Origin of the sequence: Brevundimonas sp., assembly GCF_050729455.1 — a bacterium.
In the GTDB taxonomy this organism is placed as follows: Bacteria; Pseudomonadota; Alphaproteobacteria; order Caulobacterales; family Caulobacteraceae; genus Brevundimonas.
Genome location: NZ_JBOHLI010000042.1, coordinates 1 through 24445 on the forward strand (window position 1 = coordinate 1; position 24445 = coordinate 24445).

Annotated in this window: 22 protein-coding genes and 1 pseudogene; 7 read left to right on the top strand and 16 right to left on the bottom strand. The window is 69.4% G+C overall.

Annotation, left to right across the window (positions count from 1 at the left end):
* The 3 genes and pseudogenes from ACREEF_RS11185 to ACREEF_RS11195 all read right to left on the bottom strand — a co-directional run.
* A pseudogene (locus tag ACREEF_RS11185) lies at positions 1 to 239 on the bottom strand (histidinol dehydrogenase); the annotation flags it as partial.
* Positions 239 to 1120, bottom strand: coding sequence for an ATP phosphoribosyltransferase (gene hisG, locus ACREEF_RS11190; protein ID WP_431565658.1), 882 nt, complete (start codon positions 1118 to 1120; stop codon positions 239 to 241). The gene hisG and the pseudogene ACREEF_RS11185, both read right to left, overlap by 1 nt.
* Before the next feature lie 9 nt (positions 1121 to 1129).
* The gene (locus ACREEF_RS11195; protein ID WP_431565659.1) at positions 1130 to 1426 is read right to left on the bottom strand and encodes a YerC/YecD family TrpR-related protein; all 297 of its coding nucleotides are present in this window, start codon (positions 1424 to 1426) and stop codon (positions 1130 to 1132) included.
* 94 nt (positions 1427 to 1520) lie between these two features.
* On the opposite strand from ACREEF_RS11195, the gene ACREEF_RS11200 reads away from it, so the two are divergent.
* From ACREEF_RS11200 to ACREEF_RS11210, 3 genes are all read left to right on the top strand, one after another.
* Positions 1521 to 2732 (top strand): NAD(P)/FAD-dependent oxidoreductase, encoded by a 1212-nt coding sequence (locus ACREEF_RS11200; protein WP_431565660.1) that lies wholly within the window; start codon positions 1521 to 1523, stop codon positions 2730 to 2732.
* Positions 2733 to 2869: 137 nt separating this feature from the next.
* A complete protein-coding gene (locus ACREEF_RS11205) occupies positions 2870 to 5281 on the top strand; it encodes a TonB-dependent receptor (RefSeq protein ID WP_431565661.1) in 2412 nt (803 codons plus the stop codon).
* 73 nt (positions 5282 to 5354) lie between these two features.
* Positions 5355 to 6044, top strand: a complete 690-nt coding sequence (locus tag ACREEF_RS11210) for a Fe2+-dependent dioxygenase (protein WP_431565662.1) — start codon at positions 5355 to 5357, stop codon at positions 6042 to 6044.
* A 204-nt stretch (positions 6045 to 6248) separates the two neighbouring features.
* Here ACREEF_RS11210 and ACREEF_RS11215 read toward each other — a convergent pair whose 3' ends face one another.
* The 8 genes from ACREEF_RS11215 to ACREEF_RS11250 all read right to left on the bottom strand — a co-directional run bounded on the left by ACREEF_RS11215 (position 6249) and on the right by ACREEF_RS11250 (position 15952).
* Positions 6249 to 7622, bottom strand: coding sequence for a sulfite reductase subunit alpha (locus ACREEF_RS11215; RefSeq protein ID WP_431565663.1), 1374 nt, complete (start codon positions 7620 to 7622; stop codon positions 6249 to 6251).
* Position 7623: 1 nt separating this feature from the next.
* Positions 7624 to 8730, bottom strand: coding sequence for an FAD:protein FMN transferase (locus ACREEF_RS11220; protein ID WP_431565664.1), 1107 nt, complete (start codon positions 8728 to 8730; stop codon positions 7624 to 7626).
* Positions 8700 to 9494 (bottom strand): DUF4198 domain-containing protein, encoded by a 795-nt coding sequence (locus tag ACREEF_RS11225; protein ID WP_431565665.1) that lies wholly within the window; start codon positions 9492 to 9494, stop codon positions 8700 to 8702. The genes ACREEF_RS11220 and ACREEF_RS11225 overlap by 31 nt, the downstream gene beginning before the upstream one ends.
* 11 nt (positions 9495 to 9505) lie before the next feature.
* On the bottom strand, positions 9506 to 10018 hold the full coding sequence (locus ACREEF_RS11230; protein WP_431565666.1) for a DUF2271 domain-containing protein: 513 nt from the start codon (positions 10016 to 10018) through the stop codon (positions 9506 to 9508).
* Between the two features lie 24 nt (positions 10019 to 10042).
* Positions 10043 to 10708 (bottom strand): PepSY-associated TM helix domain-containing protein, encoded by a 666-nt coding sequence (locus ACREEF_RS11235; protein WP_431565667.1) that lies wholly within the window; start codon positions 10706 to 10708, stop codon positions 10043 to 10045.
* A 64-nt stretch (positions 10709 to 10772) separates the two neighbouring features.
* Positions 10773 to 12803 (bottom strand): TonB-dependent receptor, encoded by a 2031-nt coding sequence (locus tag ACREEF_RS11240; protein WP_431565668.1) that lies wholly within the window; start codon positions 12801 to 12803, stop codon positions 10773 to 10775.
* Between the two features lie 41 nt (positions 12804 to 12844).
* Complete coding sequence (locus ACREEF_RS11245) at positions 12845 to 14446, bottom strand: ATP-binding protein (RefSeq protein ID WP_431565669.1); 1602 nt, start codon at positions 14444 to 14446, stop codon at positions 12845 to 12847.
* 117 nt (positions 14447 to 14563) lie between these two features.
* A complete protein-coding gene (locus ACREEF_RS11250) occupies positions 14564 to 15952 on the bottom strand; it encodes a UDP-N-acetylmuramate--L-alanine ligase (RefSeq protein ID WP_431565670.1) in 1389 nt (462 codons plus the stop codon).
* A gap of 82 nt (positions 15953 to 16034) precedes the next feature.
* Here ACREEF_RS11250 and ACREEF_RS11255 point away from each other — a divergent pair, with 82 nt between their 5' ends.
* On the top strand, positions 16035 to 16886 hold the full coding sequence (locus tag ACREEF_RS11255) for an LD-carboxypeptidase (RefSeq protein WP_431565671.1): 852 nt from the start codon (positions 16035 to 16037) through the stop codon (positions 16884 to 16886).
* Between the two features lie 4 nt (positions 16887 to 16890).
* Here ACREEF_RS11255 and ACREEF_RS11260 read toward each other — a convergent pair whose 3' ends face one another.
* Entirely contained in the window at positions 16891 to 17373 is a 483-nt protein-coding gene (locus tag ACREEF_RS11260) for a retropepsin-like aspartic protease family protein (protein ID WP_431565672.1), read from the bottom strand.
* 75 nt (positions 17374 to 17448) lie between these two features.
* Positions 17449 to 17676: a DUF1289 domain-containing protein gene (locus ACREEF_RS11265; protein ID WP_431565673.1), complete on the bottom strand. Its 228-nt coding sequence runs from the start codon at positions 17674 to 17676 to the stop codon at positions 17449 to 17451.
* A gap of 165 nt (positions 17677 to 17841) precedes the next feature.
* Between ACREEF_RS11265 and ACREEF_RS11270 the strand changes: the two genes are divergently transcribed.
* Entirely contained in the window at positions 17842 to 18000 is a 159-nt protein-coding gene (locus tag ACREEF_RS11270; RefSeq protein ID WP_312062200.1) for a hypothetical protein, read from the top strand.
* Between the two features lie 121 nt (positions 18001 to 18121).
* Positions 18122 to 18919: a crotonase/enoyl-CoA hydratase family protein gene (locus ACREEF_RS11275; RefSeq protein WP_431565674.1), complete on the top strand. Its 798-nt coding sequence runs from the start codon at positions 18122 to 18124 to the stop codon at positions 18917 to 18919.
* Positions 18920 to 18978: 59 nt separating this feature from the next.
* Here ACREEF_RS11275 and ACREEF_RS11280 read toward each other — a convergent pair whose 3' ends face one another.
* The 3 genes from ACREEF_RS11280 to ACREEF_RS11290 are packed head-to-tail and all read right to left on the bottom strand — an operon-like array spanning position 18979 to position 21944.
* Complete coding sequence (locus tag ACREEF_RS11280) at positions 18979 to 19995, bottom strand: HlyD family secretion protein (protein ID WP_431565675.1); 1017 nt, start codon at positions 19993 to 19995, stop codon at positions 18979 to 18981.
* A 24-nt stretch (positions 19996 to 20019) separates the two neighbouring features.
* Entirely contained in the window at positions 20020 to 20775 is a 756-nt protein-coding gene (locus tag ACREEF_RS11285; protein WP_431565676.1) for an ABC transporter ATP-binding protein, read from the bottom strand.
* Complete coding sequence (locus tag ACREEF_RS11290; protein WP_431565677.1) at positions 20772 to 21944, bottom strand: ABC transporter permease; 1173 nt, start codon at positions 21942 to 21944, stop codon at positions 20772 to 20774. Before ACREEF_RS11290 ends, ACREEF_RS11285 begins: the two co-directional genes overlap by 4 nt.
* A gap of 195 nt (positions 21945 to 22139) precedes the next feature.
* Between ACREEF_RS11290 and ACREEF_RS11295 the strand changes: the two genes are divergently transcribed.
* A complete protein-coding gene (locus tag ACREEF_RS11295; RefSeq protein WP_431565678.1) occupies positions 22140 to 24233 on the top strand; it encodes a S46 family peptidase in 2094 nt (697 codons plus the stop codon).
* The last annotated feature ends 212 nt before the right edge of the window (positions 24234 to 24445 follow it).

The window sequence follows — 24445 nt, forward strand, 5'->3', positions numbered from 1 at the left end:
GCGGGCGGCAGGTCGGCGCGGGCCTCGGCGGCGGCCTTCTCGGTGATGGCCACGCGGCGCGGCGCGGCGCCGTCCAGCTTGATCGCCCAGTCGGTCACGGCCTGTCCGCCGCGCGCCTGCACGTCGTCGAAGATCTCGCGCACCACGCTGGTGACGAAGCCCTCGGTGCGTTGCTGCGGGCGCGCCAGCGCCGCCTGACGCCCGGCGGCGTCCAGCTTGTTCCAGTCGATACGCTTCATCACATCATCTTCTCGATCGGCAGGACCAGGATGGCCGAAGCCCCCGCCGCCTTCAGCTTCTCCAGCGTCTCCCAGAAGACGGCTTCCTGACAGACGGCGTGAACGGCCACGGCGTCGTCGCGGCCCGACAGGGGCATGACGGTCGGCGACCCCGCGCCCGGCAGGATGGCGGTGATCTGATCCAGCGCTGACCGCGGCGCGTTCAGCATGACGTACTTGGCTCCCTGCGAGGACACGACGCCCGCCATCCGTTCGATGATGCTGTCCAGCAGGTGTTGCAGCCCGGCTTCGGGCGCGGTCGGCGACTTGATCAGCACGGCCTGACTGTCCAGCACCGTCTCCTTGGCGATCAGGCCGTTGGCCTCCAGCGTGGCACCCGTCGAGACCAGATCGCAGATGGCCGAGGCCAGCTTCAGCCTTGGAGCCACCTCGACCGCCCCGCGCATGGTGACGATGTCGGCGCGCACGTCGCGGTCGTTGAGGAAGCGACGCAGGATCTTCGGGTAGGAGGTGGCGATGCGCAGACCGTCCAGCGACTGCGGCCCGGCGTAGTCCAGGCTCGGCGGCACGGCGATCTTCAGGGTGCAACGGCCAAAGCCCAGCGGCATGACCACCTCGGCGTTCGGCCCGCCGTTCTTCACCTCTTCCAGCACGTTCTCGCCGACGATGCCGAGGTCGCAGACCCCGTCCGCCACGAAGGTCGGAATGTCGTCGTCGCGCACCCGCAGCAGGTCGATCGGATAGTTCTCGATCCGATAGAGCAGGTCGTTGTTGCCCTTCACGACGCGCAGGCCCGCGTCGCGGACCAGGTCGAGGCTGCGTTCGGCCAGGCGGCCGGATTTCTGGACGGCGATGCGTAGCCGCCCCTGCACGGTGCTCATGATCTCAACTCAGGCTTTCAGTCTGTCCAGCACCAGGCGATAGCCCTGGTGCGGCATGTCCTTCAGGGAACGCGCGACGCGCACCACGGTGGTCGGGCTGGCCGAGGCCTCCACCGCGATCTCGCGATAGGTCTTGTCCCCGCCGTCCAGCAGCCGCGCCACCTGCCACCGCTCGGCGAAGGCGCGCAACTCCGCCGGCGTGCACAGGTCGGCCAGAAAGGCGTCGGCCTCGGCCCGCGTCTGCAACGAAAGCAGGGCGTCCAGCAGGGCGGTCTTGGCGGCGTCGGTGCTCATGGCGTGTTCCATTATGCTGTAACAATGGAACGGTCAACCCGCATCTTTCCTGTGGCGCAAGCGGCGGGAGTAGCCGCTAGGCGCGATCCGTCCTATCTGCGGTCCCATGACCAAGGTTCTGATCATCGGCGCGGGACACGCGGGGGGCTCGGCGGCGGCGCTGCTGAGACAATATGGCTTCGAGGGCGAGATCGTCCTGGCGGGCGAGGAGGCGGCGGCGCCCTATCAGCGGCCGCCCCTGTCCAAGGCCTGGCTCAAGGGGGAGGCGGGTTTGGAGGACCTGCTGCTGCGCCCCGAGAGCTTCTACGCCGAGCAGGCCATCGCCCTGCGCACCGGCGTCACGGCGACCGCCATCGACGCGGCGGCCAAGACCGTGAGCTTCGCCGACGGGACGGTCGAGGCCTATGACGTGCTGATCCTGGCCACCGGCTCGATGGCGCGCAAACTGGCCATCCCCGGCGCCGACCGGCTCGACCTGCTGGAACTGCGCACGCTCCAGGACGCCGAGCGGCTGAAGGCGGCGCTGGCCCCCGGCCAGCGGCTGGCCGTGGTCGGCGGCGGCTATGTCGGTCTGGAGGCGACGGCCTCGGCCCGGGCCCTGGGCGCCGAGGCGGTGGTGATCGAGCGCATGGACCGGGTGCTGGCCCGCGTGGCGTCGGAGCCCCTGTCGGCCTTCTTCACCGACCTGCACCACGAGCACGGCGTCGAGATCCTGACCGGGGCTGAGGTCTCGGGCTTCGAGGACGGCGGCGTCCGGCTGGCCGACGGCAGCCTGATCGCGGCCGACGCCGTCCTGGTCGGCGTCGGCGCCCTGGCGCGCGAGGCCCTGGCGCGGACGGCGGGCCTGGCGTGCGAGAACGGCGTGGTGGTCGACGAGGCCGCCCGCACCAGCGACCCCTCCATCTACGCCATCGGCGACGTCACCCACCGCCCCCTCCCGGTCCACGGCGGGCGGATGCATCGTCTGGAAAGCGTGCCCAACGCCCTGGAGCAGGCCAAGCAGGCCGCCGCCGCCATCGTCGGCCGCGCCGCTCCCGCGCCCGAGGTGCCGTGGTTCTGGTCCGACCAGTACGACGTCAAGCTGCAGATCGCCGGCCTGCCCTTCGACGCCGACCGTCAGGTGGTGCGCGGCGACCCGGCGACGGGCGGCTTCGCCGTCTTCCATCTGAACGGCGACCGCATCGTCTGCGTCGAGGCGGTCAACGCGCCCGCCGAGTTCATGGGCGGGCGCCTGTTGATCGGCAAGGGAACACCGGTGGACGCAGGCCTGCTGGCCGATCCCGCCGTGTCGATGAAGGGCGTGGCCCTGGCGGCGTGAGGACGGTTTTCGTCCGGAGGCGGCCGGTCAGCGTGACCTTGGCGCCTCAATTGCGATTTATTCGCAGAGTCACTTGCGGTGTGGGAATAAGGTGATATTGCGACCGCATCGCAACATCACTGACTGGTTTCTCCCCCATGTCCGACCGCTCCACCGCCCTCAAGGCGCTTCTGTTTGCTTCCACCGCCGCCGGAATGCTGTGCGCCTCGCCCGCTCTGGCCGGTGACGAAGCCCCGATCGTTACGGCGGACGCGACCCAGGACGCCACCAACCTCGGAACCATCGACGTGAACGGCCAGCGCGTGAAGCGCGAGCCGGAAAGCTCCAAATATGTCGCGCCGCTGGTGGACATCCCGCGCGCCGTCACCATCATTCCCCAGGCCATCATCGAACAGACCGCGGCTTCGTCGCTGCAGGACCTGCTGTCCAACTCGCCGGGCATCACCTTCGGCGCAGGCGAGGGCGGTCAGCCTCTGGCCGACCGTCCCTTCATTCGCGGCCAGTCGTCGGGCAACAACGTCTTCGTCGACGGCATCCGCGACACCGGCGGCCAGCAGCGCGAAGTCTTCAACCTGGAGCAGGTCGAGGTCATCAAGGGGCCGGACGCCGTCTATTCGGGTCGCGGTTCGGGCGGCGGCAGCATCAATCTGGGTTCCAAGTCGCCCAGGCTGAACGCCTTCACCAACGTCAGCGCCGGCGCCGGCACCGACGGCTATCTGCGCGGCACGATCGACAGCAACATGCCGCTGGGCGAGACCGCCGGCCTGCGGATCAATCTGATGGGCGCTCAGGGCGACGTGCCGGGCCGCGACGCCGTCGATTACGACAAATGGGGCTTGGGCGTCAGCCTGGGCGCCGGTCTGGGCACGCCGTCGTCGATGGTGTTCAGCTACTATCACCTGACCAGCAACCAGATGCCGGACTACGGCATTCCGCTGTTCACGAAGCTGGTTCCGTCCGCGACCTCGACGGCGCCGGTTCGCCCGCGCACGGACAGCGGCGTTCTGGATGTGCCTTACGACAGTTTCTACGGCCTGAAGGCGCGCGACTATCTGACCAATGAGGTGGACACCTTCACCTTCAAGGCCGAGCATCGCCTCAACGACTTCGCCACCATCCGCAACGTCAGCCGCTTCTCCAACACGCTGAACGACTACATCGTCACCAACCCCGGCGACGGCGGTTATGTCGGGCGCGCGGCGGACGGGACCTACTGGATGAAGCGCGGCACCAAGACCCGCTGGAACCCGGTCACGACCCTGGCCAACGTCACCGACGTCTTCGGCCAGTTCTCGACCGGTTCGATCAAGCACAGCTATGACGTCGGCGTGGAGCTGTCGCGCGAGCGCAACAAGAACGCCGCCTATTCGACCTACACCACCTCCGGTTCGACCTGCCCGACGGGTCTGACGACGGTGAACGGCACGCCTCCCACGGCGACGGGCGCCCTGGGCGCCGGCGACTGCACGCAGGTGTTCAACCCCAATCCCGACGACGCCTGGACCGGCGTGATCAACCGCGGTCCGACCAGCTCGAACACGACCGAAGCCATCGGCGTCTACGTCAACGACAGCATCACCCTGACCGAGCGCCTGATCCTGAACCTGGGCGTCCGCTGGGACCAGTATTCGGTGAGCGGCGTCAATGCCAACGCCACACAGTCGGCGGGCGTCTGGACCCTGAACCCGCAGATCCCGGCGCCGGGTTCGACGTTGCTTCCAGGTTACGTCGCCGTGCCGGAACGGACCTGGGAGTTCACCAACTATCAGGTCGGCCTGGTCTTCAAGCCGACGGCCAACAGCAGCGTCTATGCGTCGTGGTCCACCTCCTCGACGCCCCCGACCATCTCGGCGGGCGATCAGAACGCCTCGGGCGGCACGGGCACGGTCAACGGCGTCGCCAACGTCGTGCTTGAGCCGGAAGACACCGAGAGCTTCGAGATCGGCGCCAAGGCCAACGTCTTCGACGACCGTCTGGCGCTGTCGGCGGCGGTCTTCCACCTGACGCGCAAGAATGCGCTGATCCTGGTCGAGCCCAACATCTTCCGCCAGGAAGGCGAGGTCGAGGTCAAGGGCCTGGAGCTGGGCGTGTCGGGCAACATCACGCCGAAATGGACCGTGTTCGGCGGCTACACCTACATGGACTCCGAACTGACCAAGGCCGCTGTGATCGTGTCGGGCACGCCGCCGGTCGTCAGCGTCAATCCGCTGCAGGGCCAGCCGCTGGCCAACACGCCCAAGAACAGCGCCAGCCTGTTCACCACCTACCGCCTGCTGCCCAAGCTGACGGTCGGCGGCGGCGTCTATTACACGTCCAAGTCTCTGGGCGGGAACCAGGGCGGCGCCGGCGGCGGCGCCAACCGCGTCTATGCGCCGGAATGGACCCGCGTGGACGCCTTCGCCACCTATGACCTGACGGATCGCGCGACGCTTCAGCTTAACGTCAAGAACCTGACGGACGAGGAATACATCATCCGCACCAACGGCGTGCACCACGCCGACGTGGCGGCGGGGCGTCAGGCCATTCTGGCCCTGAACCTGCGCTTCTAAAGGTCGGCCTCCCGGCCTATTCTCGACGGCCCCGCGATCCCCCGCGGGGCCGTTTCTCTTTCCGCGAGGCGTCATGCTGCTGCACATCCCCGACGTCTTCACCAAGGCCGAGGTCGCCGCCCTGCGCCGGACCCTGGACGCCGGTCCCTGGGCCGACGGCAACATGACCTCGGGCCATCAGTCGGCCACCGCCAAGAAGAACCTGCAACTGCCCGAGGACAGCGACGTGGCGCGGGAAGTCTCGGCCCTGATCGTCCAGGCCCTGAACGCCAACCCCATGTTCGTTTCGGCCGCCCTGCCGCACACGATCTTTCCGCCCCTGTTCAACCGCTACGAGGGCGGCGGCGAGTTCGGCGTCCACGTCGACAACGCCATCCGCCAAAGGTCAGGCGTGGGGGGGGACCTGCGCATCCGCAGCGACCTCTCGGCCACCCTCTTCCTGTCCGAGCCCGAGGACTACGACGGCGGCGAACTGATCATCGAGGAGCTGTACGGCGCCCAGTCGGTCAAGCTGCCGGCCGGGGACCTGGTCCTCTATCCGTCAAAGAGCCTGCACCGGGTCACGCCCGTCACCCGCGGCGCCCGCGTCTCCAGCTTCATGTGGCTGCAGAGCCTGGTCCGCGACGACGCCGACCGCGAAAGCCTGTTCCGCCTCGACGTGGCCACCCAGCGAGTGAACCTCGACAAGGGGCCCAAGGATCAGGCGGTCATCGAACTGACCGGCCTCTACCACAACCTGCTGCGCCGCTGGTCGGAGGTTTGAGAACCCTCTCCCGGCGAGAGAGGGCTTGAGCGCACGGGAGCGCAGCGAGCGTTCTTGCGCGAAAGGGTGAGGGGCCAAGGGTCCAGTCGGCGCAAGCCGCAGCGCGACGGCTCAGGCCGACTTTCATGGCGAACCCTCACCCTTTCGCCTTGCCAATCGTTCCGCTCTTGGAGGCTCAAGCCCTCTCCCATTGGGAGAGGGGGGTCAGTAAACGTCGCGCCGATAGCGCCCGCTGTCGGTCAACTGCGTCAGCCGCTCCTCGCCCAGCGCGGCTTCCAGCGCGGCGTGAACGCCCTTCGACATCCCTTCCAGACTGCCGCAGACATAGACATAGGCGCCGCGATCGACCCAGTCGGCCGCCTCGCGGGCGTGTTCGGCCACCAGCGACTGAACGTAGCGGTTTGCATCCCCGTCGCGCGAGAAGGCGCGGTCCAGACGGGTCAGAACGCCCGAGGCCAGCCAGGCGTGCAGGTCGGCGTCATAGAGGGCGTCGTGCGCCCGCGTTCGCTCGCCGAACAGCAGCCAGGCGCCGCCGGTCGTCTCATGCCGCGCCCGGGCCTTCAGATGGCCGCGCAGGCCGGCGATGCCCGTGCCGTTGCCGATCAGGATGATGGGGGCTTCCGGCGGCGGGGCGTGGAAGCTCCGGTTGGCGCGCACCCGCATGGCCATCTCGTCGCCGATCCGGGCGTCCTGCGTCAGCCAACCCGAGGCCAGACCGGGCGTCCCGTCGGGCCGCGTCATCAGGCGGATGCAGAACTCGACCCGCCCGTCCGAGGGCAGGGAGGCGACCGAGTATTCGCGGCTGGCCGGCTGCTCGCTGTCGCGGACGGGCAGGCCGACCTCGGCGATGTCGCCCGCCGCCCAGTCGGGCGCGTGGTCGATGGGCTCGAAGGCCAGATGCCAGGCTTCGCCGCCGGGGCTGCCCGCGTTGAGCAAGGAACGCTCGACCAGACGCCAGCGGTCATAGGCGGGCGGGGTCCAGTCGGGAACGTTGGTGGCGCCGGTGATCTGGTTCAGCTGATGCTGCCAGTGGCGGATCGCGCCCGCGTCGCCGTTGTCCACCTCGACCCGGTCGAACAGAGTCTGGGCGCCGCAGCCGTCCAGCCAGTCGCCGACCGCGTGGCCGAAGCTGCAATAGGCGTCATAGGAGCGGTCGCCCAGCGCCAGCAGGCCGTAGGACAGGTGCGACAGGTCGGCATCCGCCGTCATCACCTGCCGCACGAAGCGGGCGGCGCCGTCAGGGGCGTCCCCCTCGCCGGTGGTCGAGGCGATGACCAGCAGGCGACGGGCGCCCTTCAGCGTCTCCAGATCCAGCTCGGCGAACGACAGGGGCCGCGCGCCGACCCCGCCGTCGCCCAGCGCCCGCGCCGTCATCCAGGCCAGTTCCTCGCCGAAGCCAGTCTGGCTGGCGAAGGCGATCAGCACGGCGTCGTCGCCCGCCGCTTCGGCCAGAGCCCGCGCCTGCTCGGCGGCCTTGCGGGCGGCGGCCCGCACGCGCCAGACGGTCAGGCCGATCAGGCCCAGCCACAGGGCGACGGCGAGGCCCGTCCACAGCCAGCGGGTCAGGTCGGCGGTCACGTCAGGCTTCTTCTTCGTCCATCATGGCGGCGAAGGCGGAGCTCATCCGCTCGACCAGGCCGCGCGGCGTGCGCTCGACAAAGCAGGCCGCGATCTGCATGGCCTCGGCGAACTCCGGCCCGTCATAAGGGCCCAGCACGGTCAGGGCCGTGGCGAAGGCGTCGGCGCGCATGGCCGAGGCGTCGAACACCGTCACCTGGGCCAGCCCATTGTCCACCGGCCGTCCGGTCGAGCCGTCGATGGTGTGCGGATAGAGGCGTTCTTCATGCACGAAGGCGCGGCGCCAGTCGCCCGAGGTGGCCACCGCCACGTCGAACAGGGCCGCCACCGTATGCGGCGCGGGCGAGCCCGGCACGGCCTCGATCTCGACCCACCAGGGCTGGGCGTCCGGCTTGACGCCGCGTCCCAGCAGTTCGCCGCCGATCTCCACCAGATGCGAGCTTGCGCCCATCTCGGTCAGGCGGGCTGAAACCCGGTCCACCGCGTGGCCCTTGGCGATGCCCGAGAAGTCCAGCTTCATCCCGCCCAACTGCACCGCCGCTTGGGCGTCGCGGTTCAGCCGCAGCTTCTGCCAGCCGGACACGGCCAGGGCCGCTTCGACCTCTTCGGCGGAGGGCAGGGGATTGAGCGGATCGCGCGGTCCCGGCGGGCCGAAGCCCCACAGATCGACCAGGGCGCCCAGCGTCGGATCGACCGCGCCGTTGACGTCGTCGGCCAGATCCAGCGCGGCGTTCAGCAGGCTCCAGAAGTCGTCCGACAGCTTCCACGTTCCGGCGGGGGCGTTGTTGAAGCGGCTGATCTCGCTGCCCGGCGTCCACGGGCTGAACAGGGCGATGATGCGCGCCAGCTCCGCCTCGATCGTCGCTTGAAACACGTCCTGCGTGGTTCCCATCGGCGGGACCAGACGCACCGACCAGGTCGTGCCCATGCTTTCCCCCGCCAGCGACCAGATCAGGTCGCTGGGCGGCCGCTCCGGCGCACGGGCGCTCGGCGGGATCAGGACGCGCGCAGCCTGACGGCCTTCAACCGCCGCCCCGAGCTGGAGCGGCGGCGGGGCCGAACTGGACTTGCCGACGGTCAGGGCAGGACTTCCAGCGCGCCGTTCCACGAGGCGTTCGAGCCGGGCTGGCCGTTCACGCCCGCCGTGCGCACCGAGGCGCCCAGCCAGTAGAGACCGGCTTGCGGCCAGGTCACGCTGAAGGCGCCGTCAGCGCCGGTCTTGACCGTGATCTCTTCGGGATTGTCGCGATAGCGGGTGCCGCCGCGGGCGATGGTCACCTCGACGTTCGCGGCGGGCTGGCCGTCCTTCAGCAGCTTGAAGGTGGCGGCTTCGCCGGCGGCCAGATCGTTCGGGTGGGTGACCGGCGCCAGTTCCAGACCCTTGCCGACGACGGCCAGATCGGTCGGCTCGCCCAGGGTCACGAAGGTCTCGGTGCGGCTGTCGGTGCGCGTGGCCTCGACGTCGGTGGCGTCAGCCGGGATGGCGGTGGCGAACTCGGCTTCCGTGCCGCGCCAGCGCTTCTGCTCGCCGCCCTGCTTGTAGCTGGCCATGAAGCCCGAGCCGACGTTGGCGACGCGGTAGGTGCCCGACTGCGCCAGGTGCAGGTCGAAGCTGGAACGATACTTGGCCTGATGGACGTTCTCGGCCTGGGCGGTCGAACCGTCCGGGGCGGTGATGGTCAGGCCGGCCAGGCGCATGGCGGCGTGGTCGGGGATGAAGACCCCGTTCGACATGCCGGCGTCGAAGCCGACCCAGGCGTCGGCGCCCGACAGCACGGTCGAGGTCGGGGCCAGCCAGGCGCGGTGCGCCTGGGCCGAGAGCGGGGCGGCCAGAACGGCGGCCAGAGACAGGAAGGCGAGCGTCTTCTTCATGGTCAGGGTCCTTAGCGGGTCACGGCGACGCGAACGGCGCCCAGTTCGGTGGAGCCGGTTCCGGCGGCGGTGTTGGCCCCGCCCCAGCGGAAGGGCACGCGGACGACCTCGCGGCCGCCCAGTTCACGGGCCGCCTCGACGACGATGTTGTACTGCCCGGCGGGCAGGTTGCGCAGGCGGGCGGCGGGCACCGTCACCGAATGGCGGCCCGGGGCCTTGGTCGGACCGGACACGCCGTCGGCGGGCATGGTCATGGCGCGACCGCCCTTGCGCCACCAGGTGCGCAGGTCCTTCAGCCAGTCCTTGCCGTCGCCCTCGTTGTTGCGGGTCTGCTGGTACCAGACGGCCAGGGTCTGGGCCGTCGACTGGTCCGGCTTCTCGATCCACACGGCCACATAGGGGCGGTGATAGGAGGCGCTGGCGATGCGCGGCAGCTCGACGCTGACGGTCAGGTCGGCGGCGCTGGCCACGGCGGGGGCGGCGGCGAGGCCGGCGGCGGTCAGGACGAGGGGAAGCTTACGCATGTGGGGAGGCTCGTCAGTGAAGGGCTAGTGGATGAAGAGAAGGGCGATAACGACGGGAATGAGCAGACCCAGGGCCACGATGGGCCAGGTCGAGGGTCGGCCGCGGGCGTGCAGCCACAGCAGGGCCAGACCGGTGACGGAAAAGATCACGCAGGCCACGGCGAAGACGTCGATGAACCAGTACCAGACCTTTCCGGCGTTCCGACCCTTGTGCAGGTCATTGAGGTAGGCGATCGCGCCGCGCGTGGTCTTCTCGTGCACGGCCTCGCCGGTTGAACGGTCGATGGTCAGCCATCCGTCGCCGCCGGGCGTCGCCAGGGCGACATAAATCTCGTCCGCCGTGGTCTCGGTCGGCTTGCCGTCCACCTGCACCTTGAAGGTCTCGGCGGCCCAGCGCGCGACAGGGGCGGGGACGGCGTCGGTGGTTTCCTCGGGGAATTCGGCCAGACGCGCCAGCAGGGGCGCGGGCAGGGTCGCGGTCGCTTCTTTCACGACCGGCTCGGCCGGGATATGCGCCGCGTGGTTCAGGGTGATGCCGGTGATCGCGAACAGGATCATGCCGACCAGGCTGACCGCCGCCGAGATCCAGTGCCAGCTGTGCAATTGCTTCAGCCAGAACGACCGTTTGGCGTTCAGCGCCGCCTTGGGCTTGGCGGCGGTCTTGGCGGGATTTGCGGCGGCTTCGGTCACAATATGGCTGTGCCATACTCTGCGAACGATTTGCAATACCGTTTGGGCGTCGGAATGTCGCGGTTCAGTAAGTCAGCCGCAGGCCGGCGCTGAGCGAGCGCGGCGGGCGGAAGCCTTCGACCCCGGTCCCCGTCTCCGAAACCTCGACCTCGGCGTCGAACAGATTGTCGGCGGCCAGCCACAGGGAGGCCGTCTCCGTGACCCGCCAGTCGGCCCGCGCGTCCGCCGTCACGGCGGCGCCCAGCACGCGGCTGTTCAGGTCGTCCTCGAAGCGCCGGCTCTCATAGCGGGCGCGGGCGCTCAGGGTCAGGCGCTCGCCCGCGCGCCAGTCGATCCCGGCCGTGGCGCTCCAGATCGGGGCCTGGGCCGGGCGCAGGCCGGTCAGCTGCGGCGCGGCCGAGCCGCCGTCCATCCGCGCGTCGGTGATCGACACCGCCCCGGTCAGGTCGAGCCCGGCGCGCAGGGTCTGGCGGGCGCTGATCTCGAGGCCCGACGCCTCGATGGTCCCGGCGTTCTGGCGCTGGCGCAGCACCCCGCCGGCGGGGACAAAGCCCGCGCGAGGAAAGACGCCCGGCCCCTGGCCTATGGTGACGTTGACGACGGCGTCCTCGATCCGGTTCCAGAACAGGGTGGCGCTCAGCGCCGAGATCGGCCCCTCGAAGGCCAGCCCGGCTTCGATCCCTTGCAGCGTCTCGGGGACCAGGGCCGCATTGGCTTCGGTCAGGTCGTTGCCGACGCGGAAGGGGCGATGCAGTTCGTTCAGGGTGGCGGGCCGGAAGCCGGAATAGGCCGCCGCCCGCGCCGCCCAGCCGCCGCCGATCATGCGCCGCGCCGCCAGACGGGCGCTGACCACCTCGCCGGAACGCTCGGGATCGGTCTCGTCCAGCGTCGCCGCCCCGGTGGTCCGATCGCGTTCCAGCCGCCGCCCGTTCTCATTCTTCCAGCCGTCCAGCCGCAAGCCCCCCGCCACCAGCCAGGGCCCGGTCTCCAGCGAGCCCTCGCCGTAAACCCCCGCCACCGAGGCTTCGCCCCCGGCGATGCGGTCGCGGGTGAAGGCCCCGGCCATGTAGCGGAACCGCTCGTGCGTCTCGCCTTCGTTGAAGCGGGCGTCGGCGCCGACCTCCCACTCCAGCCGCCCGCCGTCGACCTGACGCTCGGCCCGGCGCAGGGCGGCGTTCAGGCCCCAGCCGGTCGTGGGCGTCTCGTACTGGTCATTGGCGGGCGTGGTCGTGGCCCGATCCGCCGCCACGGCCACCGAGGTATTGGCCAGATCGCTCTCGCGCCGCCAGGCCTGCAACCGCCAGCCATAGCCGTCTTCGGTCGGTCGCCGCGCGGCGGTGGCCGACAGCACATGGCCGCTGGCCGTGGCCCGCGCCCCCGCTAGGCCCGAGCCGCGATCCTCCTCATAGGCCGCCGCCCGCAGCGACAGGGCGGCCTCGCCCAAAGGCACATCCGCTCTTAGCGAAGCGCTCTTCGCCTCCAGATCCAGCGGCGTGTCGGCCGCCCCCGCCGCCGCGCCGCGCACGGGCACATAGCCGTCGCTGGTCTCGTAGAGCACCGAGCCGGTCAGCCGCGCCGGACCCGCATCCATTCCGCCCGAGCCCGCCAGCCGCGCCCCGCCGCGCTCGCTCACCGAGGCGTCCAGCACCCCGCCGCGCTCGCGCTCCCTCAGCTGGATCACCCCGGTCAGAGCCCCCGCGCCATAGGGACCGGCCCCGGCGCCGCGCACGATGTCGAGGCTCTCGACGCTCTCGGTCGGAACCTGCGACCAGATCACCCAGCCGCCGAACGGGTCGTTCAGCGGCACGCCGTCCAGCGTCACCAGCGTCCGCCCTGCCCCCGACGGCGCGATGGCGCGAAGACTGATCCCCTGCGTCGTCGGATTGGCCGCCAGACTGGAGGTGCGCCGGAACAGCGACACCGCCGGCACCGTGGCCAGGGCCTCGTCCAGCCGCGTCGCGGTCGACAAGGTCTCCTCGCCCAGACGGATCACCGAGAAGGCGGCTTCGCCCGCCGCCGGGGGAAGGCGGGCGGCGGTGACGATCACGTCGTCGACGGTCGTGACGGGCGAGGCGGGGGGCGTGTCCTGAAGCATCAAGCGGAACCATAGCCCAGCCCCGCGTCGCTTGCGCGCCCTTAAGCGGCTGCGGCCACGGCGTGACGCGACAGGGCCAGGCGGATGGCGTTCAGCAGGGCGTCGGGCTGGATCGGCTTCTGCGCCACCCCGTCCATGCCGGCCGCCAGATACTCGGCCTCGTCGCGCGGGTCGGCGTTGGCGGTCAGGGCCAGGATGGGCACGGTCCCGGCGGCGCCGGGCAGGGCGCGGATGGCCCGCGTCGCCGCCACCCCGTCCATCACCGGCATCTTCACGTCCATCAGGATCAGGTCGAACGGCGCGATGGTCGCCCGCTCCACCGCCTGCCGTCCGTCCTCGGCGGTTTCATGGGTGCAGCCGAACAGCTCCAGCACCTTGCCGGCGACGAAGCGGTTGGCGGCGTTGTCGTCCACCACCAGGACGTGCAGGGTCTCGTGCGCGGTCGGGGCGGCGGCCTGATCCTCGTCGCGCCGCGCGTCGGCCTCGGCCAGCGGCAGGTGCAGATGGAAGCGGAAGCGCGCCCCGCCCTGAGGCGAGCGTTCGACCGACAGGGCGCCGTCCATCCGCGCGACGATCTGGCGGCAGATGGCCAGGCCGAGACCCGCGCCCGCGCCCTGGCGTCCCGCCTCGCCGGTGTTGAAGGGCTCGAAGATGGCCGCCGCCGCCTCGTCGCTGACTCCGGGGCCGCTGTCGTCCACGACGGCGTCCAGTCGCACCCGGCCGTCGTCCAGACGGGTGGTCAGGCTGACCTCGACGGCGCCTTCGCTGGTGAACTTCAGCGCATTGCCGATCAGGTTGTTGAGCAGTTGCTTCAGCCGCATCTCGTCGCCGACGACCCAGCAGGCGGCTCCTGTCGCGGTCGTCACCGTCAGGCGCAGGTTCTTCTCCTCCGCGCGCGGCCGCCACAGGGCCGACAGGTCGGCGGCCACGGCCTCGAGGTCCAGCGGCGCCGGCTCCAGCGTCAGCATCCCCGCCTCGGCGCGCGACATATCGAGCGCGTCGGTCAGCAGCCGCAGCAGGCTGTTTCCCGAGTCCAGAATGGTGCGGACATAGGGGCGCAGCGAGGTCTGCGTCAGTTCGCGCTCCATCAGGGCGGCGACGCCCAGCACCCCGTTCAGCGGCGTGCGGATCTCGTGGCTCATCACCGCCAGGAACTCGGACTTGGCGCGGCTGGAGGCGCGGGCCTCGGCCTCGGCGCGGACCAGGTTCTGGGCCAGCTGGCTCATGGCTTCGGCGCGACGCTTGTGGATGGCCACCCCCGCCTGCAGCACGTGCAGCCCCGCTCCCACCCCGACGTAGCGGCCGCGCGACACGACGATGAAGCCCTTCAGCAGGGCGCCCAGCCCCGCCGCGTCCATGGTCTGGAACAGGACGTCGGCCGAGGCGTCGGCCTCGACCATCAGCGGGTCCGGCTCCATCAGGGCCGAGACCGGGCGGCGGGCGTAGAGGGCGCGGCCGAACTCGGCGGCCATCTTCAGGGTGAAGGCGTTGCGCTCGATCAAGCCGACAGGGCGACCGTCGGCGTCGACCACGGCGATGACCAGGGTGTTCGGCTCGGCCTGAAAGCGGTCGAAGGCCTCGGCGCCGAACGCCTCGGGCGCCATCGGCGGCGCCGCCTCGACGAAGTCTCCGATCCTGGCCATGTCGTCGCCCCTCCCGCGTTTTGCGAGAGCGCAGTTAGGCGGGCGGCGCTTAACAGCCGATTTGCCGAAAGTGAATGTTTTACAAGAGCAATTTGACGATTGCTCCGGGCGCGGAGCTTAAAGTCGGGCCAGCAGCTCCGCCGCGAAGCTGGACAGGCTGTCGTCGCGCGCCCCCATGACCACCACCCGGTCGCCCGGCTGGGCCAGTTCGACGATGCGGTCGCCGCAGTCGGCGCGGGTGGCCAGGGCCTCGGCCTGACGCCCCTCGGCGCGCACGCCCCTGGCGATGTCCTCGGAGCCGACGCTGCGGTCGGTGGTGCCGCCGTAATAGACCGGCTCGGGCATCAGCAGGACGTCGTGCTCGCGCATCAAGCCAGCGAAACCCTCGATGAACTCATGCTTCATCAGCTTCAGCGGGCCGAAGCCGTGCGGCTGGAACAGGACCAGCAGCCGCCCGTCAAAGGCGTGCAGGGTCTTCAGGGTGGCGGCGATCTTGTCGGGGTTGTGGGCGAAGTCGTCGATGACAGTGACGCCGTTGCGTGTGCCGACCACCTCCAGCCGCCGCCGGATGCCGGCGAAGCTTTCCAGCGCCGCGACGGCCTGATCGACCGACACGCCCAGCGCCTTGACCGCGCCCAGCGCCGCCAGGGCGTTGGCGACATTGTGCGCGCCGGGGACGTTCAGCACGACCGGACGCGGGGCCTGACCGCGCACCCGCAGGTCGAAGCGCATGCCGGTGGGCAGGGGCGCCAGATCGTGCGCCGACAGGTCGGCCTCTTCCTCGCCGAGCGCGAAGGTGATCGCCTTGCCCGGCTCCAACTCTTGCGCCAGCGCCGCCGTCTCGGGATTGTCGAGGTTCAGCACCGCCGTCGTCGCCCGCCCGACGAAGCCGCCGAACAGGTCGCGCAGCTCCTCCATCGACTTGTGGTCCAGCGAGATGTTCGACACCACGGCCACCGTCGGGTCATAGCGGGCGATGGAGCCGTCGCTCTCGTCCACCTCGGCCACGAACAGGTCCGGTCCCCCCACCAGGGCGCTGGCGAACGGATGGTCCGCGTCGGCGAAATTCTTCATCACCGCCCCGTTGACCACGGTGGGCCGGCGGCCCGCCTGATCCAGAATCCAGGCCACCATGCCGGTGATGGTCGACTTGCCGCTGGTGCCGGCCACGCCGATCGAGGTCGGGGCGGCGTTGAACAGTTCGCTCAGCAGCTGGGGCCGGGTCTTGATCGTCGCGCCGACGCGCCTGGCCGCGCCGATGTCGGGCACCGTGTCCTCGACCGCCCCGGTGGCGACGACCACCTGATCCTTGCTGACCACCCCCGATCCGTCTTGCGGATGCAGGGTGACGCCGTGGGCGCGCAGCCAGTCGAACTTGTCCGGCGTCCGCCCCTGATCCAGCGCCCGGTCCGAGCCCGAAATGCGGTTGCCCTGCGCCTGAACGATCATGGCCAGGGGCAGCATGCCGGACCCGCCGACGCCGCAGAAGAAATAGTCTTTGTTCATCGGCTTGATTTTGACGCGCGAAACCGGGGAATGTCCGGCGGCCTGACTAGCACGGGCGACGCCGGAGGCCAGCCCCATCCCCATGCCTGAATCGTCCAAGCCCGCACCGTTCAAGATCGGCGTCGTCAACGCCAGCTCGCGTCTGGAGCCTGAGCGCGGCGCGGCCATCCAGGCCTGGATGGATCAGGCCTATCCGGGCGGCGAGGTCCAGCTGGTCTTTCATCCGACGGCCTTTGACGCGCACGGCCACTTCGGCGGCGACGACGCCACCCGCGCCCGCGCCTTCATCGAGTTCGCCAATGATCCGGGGCTGGGCGCCGTCTGGTTCGCGCGCGGCGGCTATGGCTCGTGCCGCATCGCCGAGGCGGTGCTGCCGCAACTGACCGACGTGGCGAGGAAGAAGCGCTACCTCGGCTATTCCGACGCGGGCAGCCTGCTGGCCCTGCTCTACAAGGCGGGCTTCCCCCATGTGGCCCACGGGCCGATGGCCTCGGACGCGGCGCGCCACGACGCGACGGGGCGCCGCGCGGTCAACTGGCTGGTCAGCGGCGACCGGGCCTCGCTGGAGCCGTCCCTGCTGGACGACCCGCGCCCGGCGGTGGCTTTCAATCTCACGATCCTGAATGAACTGGTCGGCACGGCGCTGGAGCCGGACCTGACCGGCCACGTCATCATGCTGGAAGAGGTGTCCGAGGCCCTCTACCGCGTCGACCGGATGATGTTCCACCTGACGGGCCAGGCCTCGATCCGGCGCGCGGCGGGCATCCGTCTGGGCCGGATTTCGGACGTCACGCCCAACGACCCCGACTTCGGCCTGACGGCGGAGGAAATCGTCCGCCACTGGTGCGAACGCTCGGGCATCCCCTATCTGGGGACCGCCGACATCGGCCACGACCCGGACAACAAGGTGGCGCCCTTCGGCGTGAACCGCTGAGGGTCTAGCCCTTGAAGGTCAGGCCCTCAGGTCGGGCCTCGAAGCCGGACAGTCGGCCCAGATAGCTCATGCCCAACAGCGAGGCGGGCATATCGGCGTCCACCACCAGGGCCTCGACCGCGGTCAGCCGCACCCCCGCCACCGCCAGCGACGGCAGGACGACGGGCGCCGCCTTCACCGGACCGGATGCGGTGTTCAGGGTGCGGGTGAAATCCCGGGCGCCCACGCTGACGCCGGCCTTTTCCGCGTCGGCGCGGCTCAGGGTCACGACGCTGGCGCCGGTGTCGACCAGCATCCGCATCGGCTTTCCGTCCACGACCGCCTCGGCCCAGTAGTGGCCGTCGGCCGAGCGCACGACCGAGGGCTGTGCGCTGGCGGCCTGGGCCTCGCCCGCGCCGTCGATCCAGCGCAGGGCCCCGGCGCACGCCAGCGACGAGGCCAGGGCGGCGGCGAAAACGACGGCAGAGCGCGGGTCGATGCGGATCATGACGCCACTGTGCCGCAAGGGTCTTGGCGTCGGGTGAAGCGATACGGCGAACGAAAGGTTGACGAACGAACCCTGTTACTCGCCGAGCAGGGCCGGATCGACGAGCCCGCGCCGCCCCTCCAGTTCGCCCATGATCTTCGCCCGCTCCTCGTCGCTCATCCGGCTCCAGGTGGCGATCTCGGGCAGGGTGCGCAGACAGCCCAGGCACAGGCCTGATGCGCCGTCGACGGTGCAGATCATGACGCACGGCGTGGCAATGGCGCGCGGCGGTCGGGCGGGAACGGAGGCGGGCGGCTGGCTCATGTTTTATGACGCTGACACTACAAGATGTCCGAGTTCGGACCAAAATCTTGACTTTTTAACCAAGCGTGGCTATCTGGGAGCCTGACGCGAAACGACTATGACGGTGAGATTCCCGAAAAGCACGACGCGTCTTCTTTCATCGTTCAGCGAAAGGAGACGCCAAAAATGAACGACAAGGAGCGCAACCTCCAGCACGCCATGATGTCCTTCGCCCTGTGGGGCGGGATGCTGGTGAACACGAAGCAGATGAACGGCGCGAACAACCGCGCGGTCAGTCATCCTTCCAACTTCGTGCCCATAACGATCAAACGGCCGCGCGCGTAGTCGCGAAGGTATTTGATCCAACCCGTAAGCCCCGGTCAGAACGACCGGGGTTTTTCAATTCCGCTTGCCTTCGCCTGTCGCCCCCGCTGAAACCCGCTCCATCATCAAGAGGAGCATCGCCATGGGTCTGATCGTCGAGGAGCGCAAAGGCGCGGTCATGGTCTGGACCCTGACCCGGCCCGACCGCCTGAACGCCCTGCCGGATCTGGACGACGGCGAGGCCTTCGCGGCGGCCTGCGAGGTGGTCAACGCCGATCCCTCGATCCGCTGCGTGGTCATGACCGGGGCGGGGCGCGCCTTCTCGGCGGGCGGCGATCTCAAGGCCATGAAGGACCGCCGCGATCTGTTCGAGGGCTCGGGCGCCGCCATTCGCGAGCGCTATCGCCGCGTCGTCCACCGCATCGTGCGCTCGCTCTATGGACTGGAGGTTCCGCTGATCGCCGCCGTCAACGGCCCGGCCATGGGTCTGGGCTGCGACATCGCCGGGCTCGGCGACATCCGCATCGCCTCGGACCGCGCCAGCTTCGGCGTGCCCTTCATGAAGCTGGGCATCATTCCCGGCGACGGCGGGTCGTGGCTGCTGCCGCGCAACGTCGGCTATGTCCGCGCCGCCGAAATGCTGTTCACCGCCCGCTCCATCGACGCCGGGACGGCGGCTGAATGGGGCCTGGTCAACCGCGTGGTCCCGCACGAGACCCTGATGGACGAGGCCCTGGCCACGGCGGCCCAGATCGCGGCCCAGCCGCCCCAGGCCCTGCGCATGGCCAAGAGTCTGCTGCGTCAGGGCCGCGACATGAATTTCGATCAGATGCTGGAGCTGTCCGCCGCCATGCAGGCTCTGGCTCACCTGACTGAAGACCACATCGAGGGCGTGACGGCGGTGCTGGAGAAGCGGCCGGGCGACTTCACCGGCGCCTGAGGTGACAACAAAAAAGGGGCCTCTCGCGAGGCCCCTTTCCGTTTCTATTTCCGTCAGCCTTAGCGGCGGGCGGGGGTCTGCATCGAGCGGCTGGCGGGGACGCCGGCGACACTGGTGTCGCGCTTGGCCCCGGCGGTTTCGCCCGGCTTCATGAACTTGACCAGGACGCGCTGGCCGATCAGCAGCGGGGCGTCGTTGACGGCCACGACCACCTCGACGACGCGCTCGTCGGTGCGCTGCGAGGGATCGTCCGAGGCCAGCTTGCGGGCGCCGAAGACCGCGGCGCGGCGCAGGACCTTGCCGACGTAGACCTTGCTGGGATCGCCTTCCGGCGTGATCTCGACGGCCTGGTCCGGGGTGATGTTCGGAATGTCGGCCTCGACGATCTCGGCGCGGGCGATGCGCGGGGCGTCCGGTTCCAGATCGAACATATTGGACACGTTCAGCGTCGAGGCGCCGGCGCCGGGGTTGGCGTAGCGGCGCACGATGCGGCCGTCCTGCGGGGCGCGGATCACGGTCAGTTCGACATTGTAGGCGGCCTGGTCGCGACGGGCGCGGGCGGTGTCGATCGCCGACTGCTGGGCGACGAGGCGGGCCTGGGCCGAGGCGATGGCGTCGCGGGCCTGATCCAGGCGCTGGGCGGCGACGAAGTTGGTCGAGACCAGCTTCTGCAGGCGGTCGTACTCGCGCTGGGCCGTGGCGATTTCGACGTTGATCAGGCGCAGCTGGCTTTCGGCCTGGGCCACGTCGGCCGAGGCGCTCTGCAGCGACAGGCGCGGTTCATCGTCTTCCTGACGGGCCAGGATCTGACCGGCGACGACGCGGTCGCCTTCCTGCACCAGAACTTCACGCACCACGCCGCCGCGACGGGCCGCGATCTGGATGATGCCGCCCTCGATGTCGACCTTGCCGTTGGCGATGGCCGCATAGGGGCTTTCGACCTTCTTCTCGGCTTCGGCCGCGGCTTCGGCCTTCTTCGCCGCATTGGCATTCTGGAACATGCCGAAGCCGACGACGAGCGCGATCAGCAGCACGAGGCCGATCCAGAGCCATTTGTTTTTCAGGAAAGCGGGCATGGAGGTGTCCTTGAGGATCGGTGTCTAGTGCGAGGCCAGAACGGCGTCGGGATTGGGGATGCGGCGCTGATCGTCGATGATCACGCCGTCTTCGATGTGGATGACCCGGTCGGCCCAGGCCTCAAGGCGCGGGTCGTGGGTCACGCAGACGACCGCCGCGCCGTGTTCGGTGGCGGCGCGGCGAAGAAGCTTGATGACCACCTGGCCGTTCTCGCCGTCCAGGGCCGAGGTCGGTTCGTCGGCGAACAGGATCTGCGGGTCCTTGGCCAGGGCGCGGGCGATGGCGACGCGCTGCTTCTCGCCGCCGGACAGGGCCGCCGGGCGCTGATGCAGGCGATGGCCCAGGCCGACTTCTTCCAGCGCCAGGGTGGCGCGCTTCCTGGCCTGATCCGGGGTCAGGCCCTGGAATTTCAGCACCGTCGTCACCTGCTGCAGGGCGCTGAGCGCCGGGAACAGGTTGAAGCCCTGGAAGATGAAGCCGCAGTGATCCAGGCGGAACTTGTCGATCTTGCCTGACGAGAAGGACCACATATCGTCCATGTCCAGGGCGTCGACCCGGCCTTCTTCGGGCTTCAGCAGGCCGGACAGGGCGGCGATCAGAGTCGACTTGCCCGACCCGGACGGTCCCATGACCATGGTCAGGTCGCCGTGGCGGGCGTCGAAATTCACGCCCTTCAGCACCTCCACATAGTTCTTGCCGGACTTGAACCGCTTGACCAGACCTTTGGCCTCGATGGCGAACTCGCCGTGCTTGCCGTGCACCTTGGTGTGAATGTTCATCGCAGCAGGTCCGCAGGTTGGCTCTTCTTCAGGATGCCCATCGACAGCAGGCCCGACACCATGGCGATGGCGATCAGACCGCCGCCGACCACGATCAGCAGGGGCAGGGGCAGGGCGATGATGACGGCCTTGGACATGGCGAACAGCGACAGCAGCCAGGTCAGGCCGATGGCGGCGGCGACGCCGACTACGCCGACCCAGAAGCTCAACTCCATGACGATGCGGCGCAAGGATCCCATGCCGACGCCCAGGGCGCGCAGCGAGGCGAACTCCTTGATGTTGGCCATGATGGCGCCGCGCAGGGTCTGCCAGGTGATGGCCACGCCGATGATGATGCCCAGCACCACGCAGCCGCCGATGATGATGACTAGGATGCCTTCCTCGAACATGGCGCCGGCGTTGGCGTCGGCCAGCTCCTGGCGTGTCCAGGCCTTCCACTGGCCGTTGCCCGTCTCATTCAGCTGGGCGGCGACGATCGAGGACTGCGACGGGTCGCGCAGCTTGATCATCAGCGGGCCGACGCGCGGTCCGGTGTCGGCCTGACCGACCATCCGCAGGGTGTCGCGCGACATGACGATGTTCGGCTGCATCATGTTGGGATAGCCGCGCGTGACGCCGACGACGGTGACGGTCTGGCCGTTATAGAGGGCCTTGTCGCCCAGCTTGACGCCCAGGGTGGTCAGGGCCGTCTCGTCGATGGCCACGGTGTAGGGCTGACGCAGGGCGTCGACCAGTTCGCGCGAATAGTCGGTAGGAATGGTGACCGAGCCGGGCGTCGTGTCGATGATGCTGGCCTGGACGAACTTCTGGCGCGGCGCGCCCTGACGCGCATTGTCGGCCTGGCTGCGGGTCGGGTCGACCTCCTTGACCGACTGGAAGCTGCCGCCGGCCCCGTCCAGGGGCTGCACCTCGACCACGGCCGGATGGTTGTAGGCCAGCGGAATAAAGCGGCGCGGCACGCCCGACGGTCCCCCCATCAGGCTCTTGGCGCCCGGCTGCATGATGATGATGTCGGCGGCCGAGCGCTCGATCTGGGCGGTGAAGCCCTTGCCGATGCCGATGAAGACCCCGGTCATCGCCAGCACGAGCAGGCCCGAAAGGGCCAGCGCCATGACGGCGGCCATATAACGTCGCCACTCGAAGAGCAGCGTGGATAGCGCGAGTGACATGACGCGTCTCAAACCCCTGACTTGCAGCGTTATCTGACGGCGTGCGGGTCCGGGGCCAAGTTAAATCGGGGTAAGGCTGCGGCTTCCCCCCGAAGCGTCGCGGGACTAAGGGGGTTTGAAGCCCGTCCTTCGACGGCGCTGGTCACACAATAAACAGACGCGAGGCGCCGGGCCTCGCGCGTCGGGAGAGCCTGAATGTCGCTTCGCCGCACCTTTTCCTTCACCGCCTCGCTAGCCGCGCTGGGCGTCGCCGCCGCCATGGCCGGCGTGACCGCCACGCCGGCCCGCGCCGACGAGGGGATGTGGACCTTCGACAACTTCCCGATCCAGACGGTGAACGACAAGTACGGCACCAGCATCGACCAGGCTTGGCTGGACCGCGTCCGCAACGCCGCCGTGCGCCTGCAGGGCTGCTCGGCCTCGTTCGTCTCGGGTGAAGGCCTGATCCTGACCAACCACCACTGCGTCATCTCCTGCGTCCAGGACCTGTCCACGGCCCAGAACGACTACGTCAAGAACGGCTGGATGCCGGTCACGCGCGAGGAAGAAAAGACCTGCCCCGGCCAGACCGCCGAGGTCCTGACCGACATCACCGACGTGACCGAGCGCGTGCTGGGCGCCGGCGCCGGCCTGGAAGGCGCGGCCTTCGTCCAGGCTCGCTCGGCCGAGGTCGACAAGATTCAGAAGGAAGCCTGCGGCGACGACCGCAAGCTGACCTGCCAGGTCATCAGCTTCTATCGCGGCGGCAAGTACGCCCTCTATCAGTTCCGCAAGTACGAGGACGTGCGTCTGGCCTTCGCGCCGGAGTTCCAGGCGGCCTTCTTCGGCGGCGACCCGGACAATTTCAACTTCCCCCGCTACGCCCTCGATGCGGCCTTCCTGCGCGCCTACGAGGACGGCAAGCCGGTCGCCACGCCGAACCATCTGAAGTGGAACCCGAACGCCCCGGCCGAGGGCGACGTCACCTTCGTCGCCGGCAACCCCGGTTCGACCTCGCGTCTGCTGACCATGAGCCAGCTGGAGCGTCTGCGCGACCAGCAGCTCCCCGTCAGCCTGATCCAGAATTCGGAACTGCGCGGCCGTCTGATCGAATATTCGACCACGGGCGAGGAAGAAAAGCGCGTCTCAGTCGACCCGATCTTCGGTCTGGAGAACGGCTTCAAGGTCAACTACGGCCAGCAGGGCGCCCTGACCGACCCGGCCTTCATGGCCAAGAAGCGCGCCGAGGAAACCGAGCTGCGCGAACGCGTGGCCGCCGATCCGGCCCTGCTGCAACGCATCGGCGATCCCTGGTCGGACCTGGAAAAGGTGCAGGCCACGGCCCGCGACCTCTACCTGCCCTACCGCCAGCTGGAAGGTAACGCCGGCGGCGGCTCGACCCTCTATGCCTACGCCCGCGCCATCGTCCGCGCCTCCAAGGAACGCGCCAAGCCGGTGGCCGAGCGCCGCGCCGGCTACGCCGACAGCGACATCGCCGCCCTGGGCCGTCGCCTGGCCTCGGAAGCCCCGATCGCCAAGGGCATCGAGGAGATCCAGCTGGCCTTCTGGCTGTCCAAGACCCGCGAATACCTGACGGTCGACAACGCCAATGTGAAGGCGCTGCTGGGCCGCGAAAACCCCGAGGGCATCGCCGCCCGTCTGGTCGAGAGCAAGCTGATCGACCCGGCCTTCCGCGCCCAGGCCCTGGCCATGACGCCGGAACAGCTGGCCGCCTCGGGCGACCCGATGATCGCCTTCGTCCTGGCCAACGACGCCGCCGCACAGGCCGTCCGCACCCAGTGGGACGCCGGGGTCAACGGCCCGACCGCGCGCGCCGCCGAAAAGGTCGCCCAGGCCCGCTTCGCCGTCTATGGCGACAACCTCTACCCCGACGCGACCTTCAGCCTGCGCCTGTCCTACGGTCAGGTGAAGGGCTGGACCTATCGCGGCGTGACCGTGCCCCCGTTCACCCAGATCGGCGGCCTGTACGAGCGCGCCACGGGCGCCGAGCCGTTCAACGCGGCCCAGCGGTTCGTCGACGCCGAGAGCCGGGTCGACAAGGCCACCGTCTATGACTTCGTCTCGACCAACGACATCATCGGCGGCAACTCGGGCTCGCCGGTGATCAACGCCCGTGGCGAAGTGATCGGCGCCGCCTTCGACGGCAACATCCACTCCCTGGGCGGTTCGTACGGCTACGACGGCGAACTGAACCGCACGGTGACGGTCTCGACCGCCGCCGTCACCGAGGCCCTGCGCAGCGTCTACAATCAGCCGCGCCTCCTGCGCGAACTGGGCGTGACGCGCTGATTTAAGACCCTTCTCCCCTTGAGGGAGAAGGTGTCATGCGCAGCATGACGGATGAGGGGTGTCGGCGGCTTCGGTTGAAATTCAGCCAGCCGCCGGCTCCCCTTTTTCGTAACATGGCGCCGACACCCCTCATCCGAGCGCCCTCGGGCGCCCACCTTCTCCCTCAAGGGGAGAAGGAACCACGCCCCCGTCTGACGCATCGGCCTGCTAGG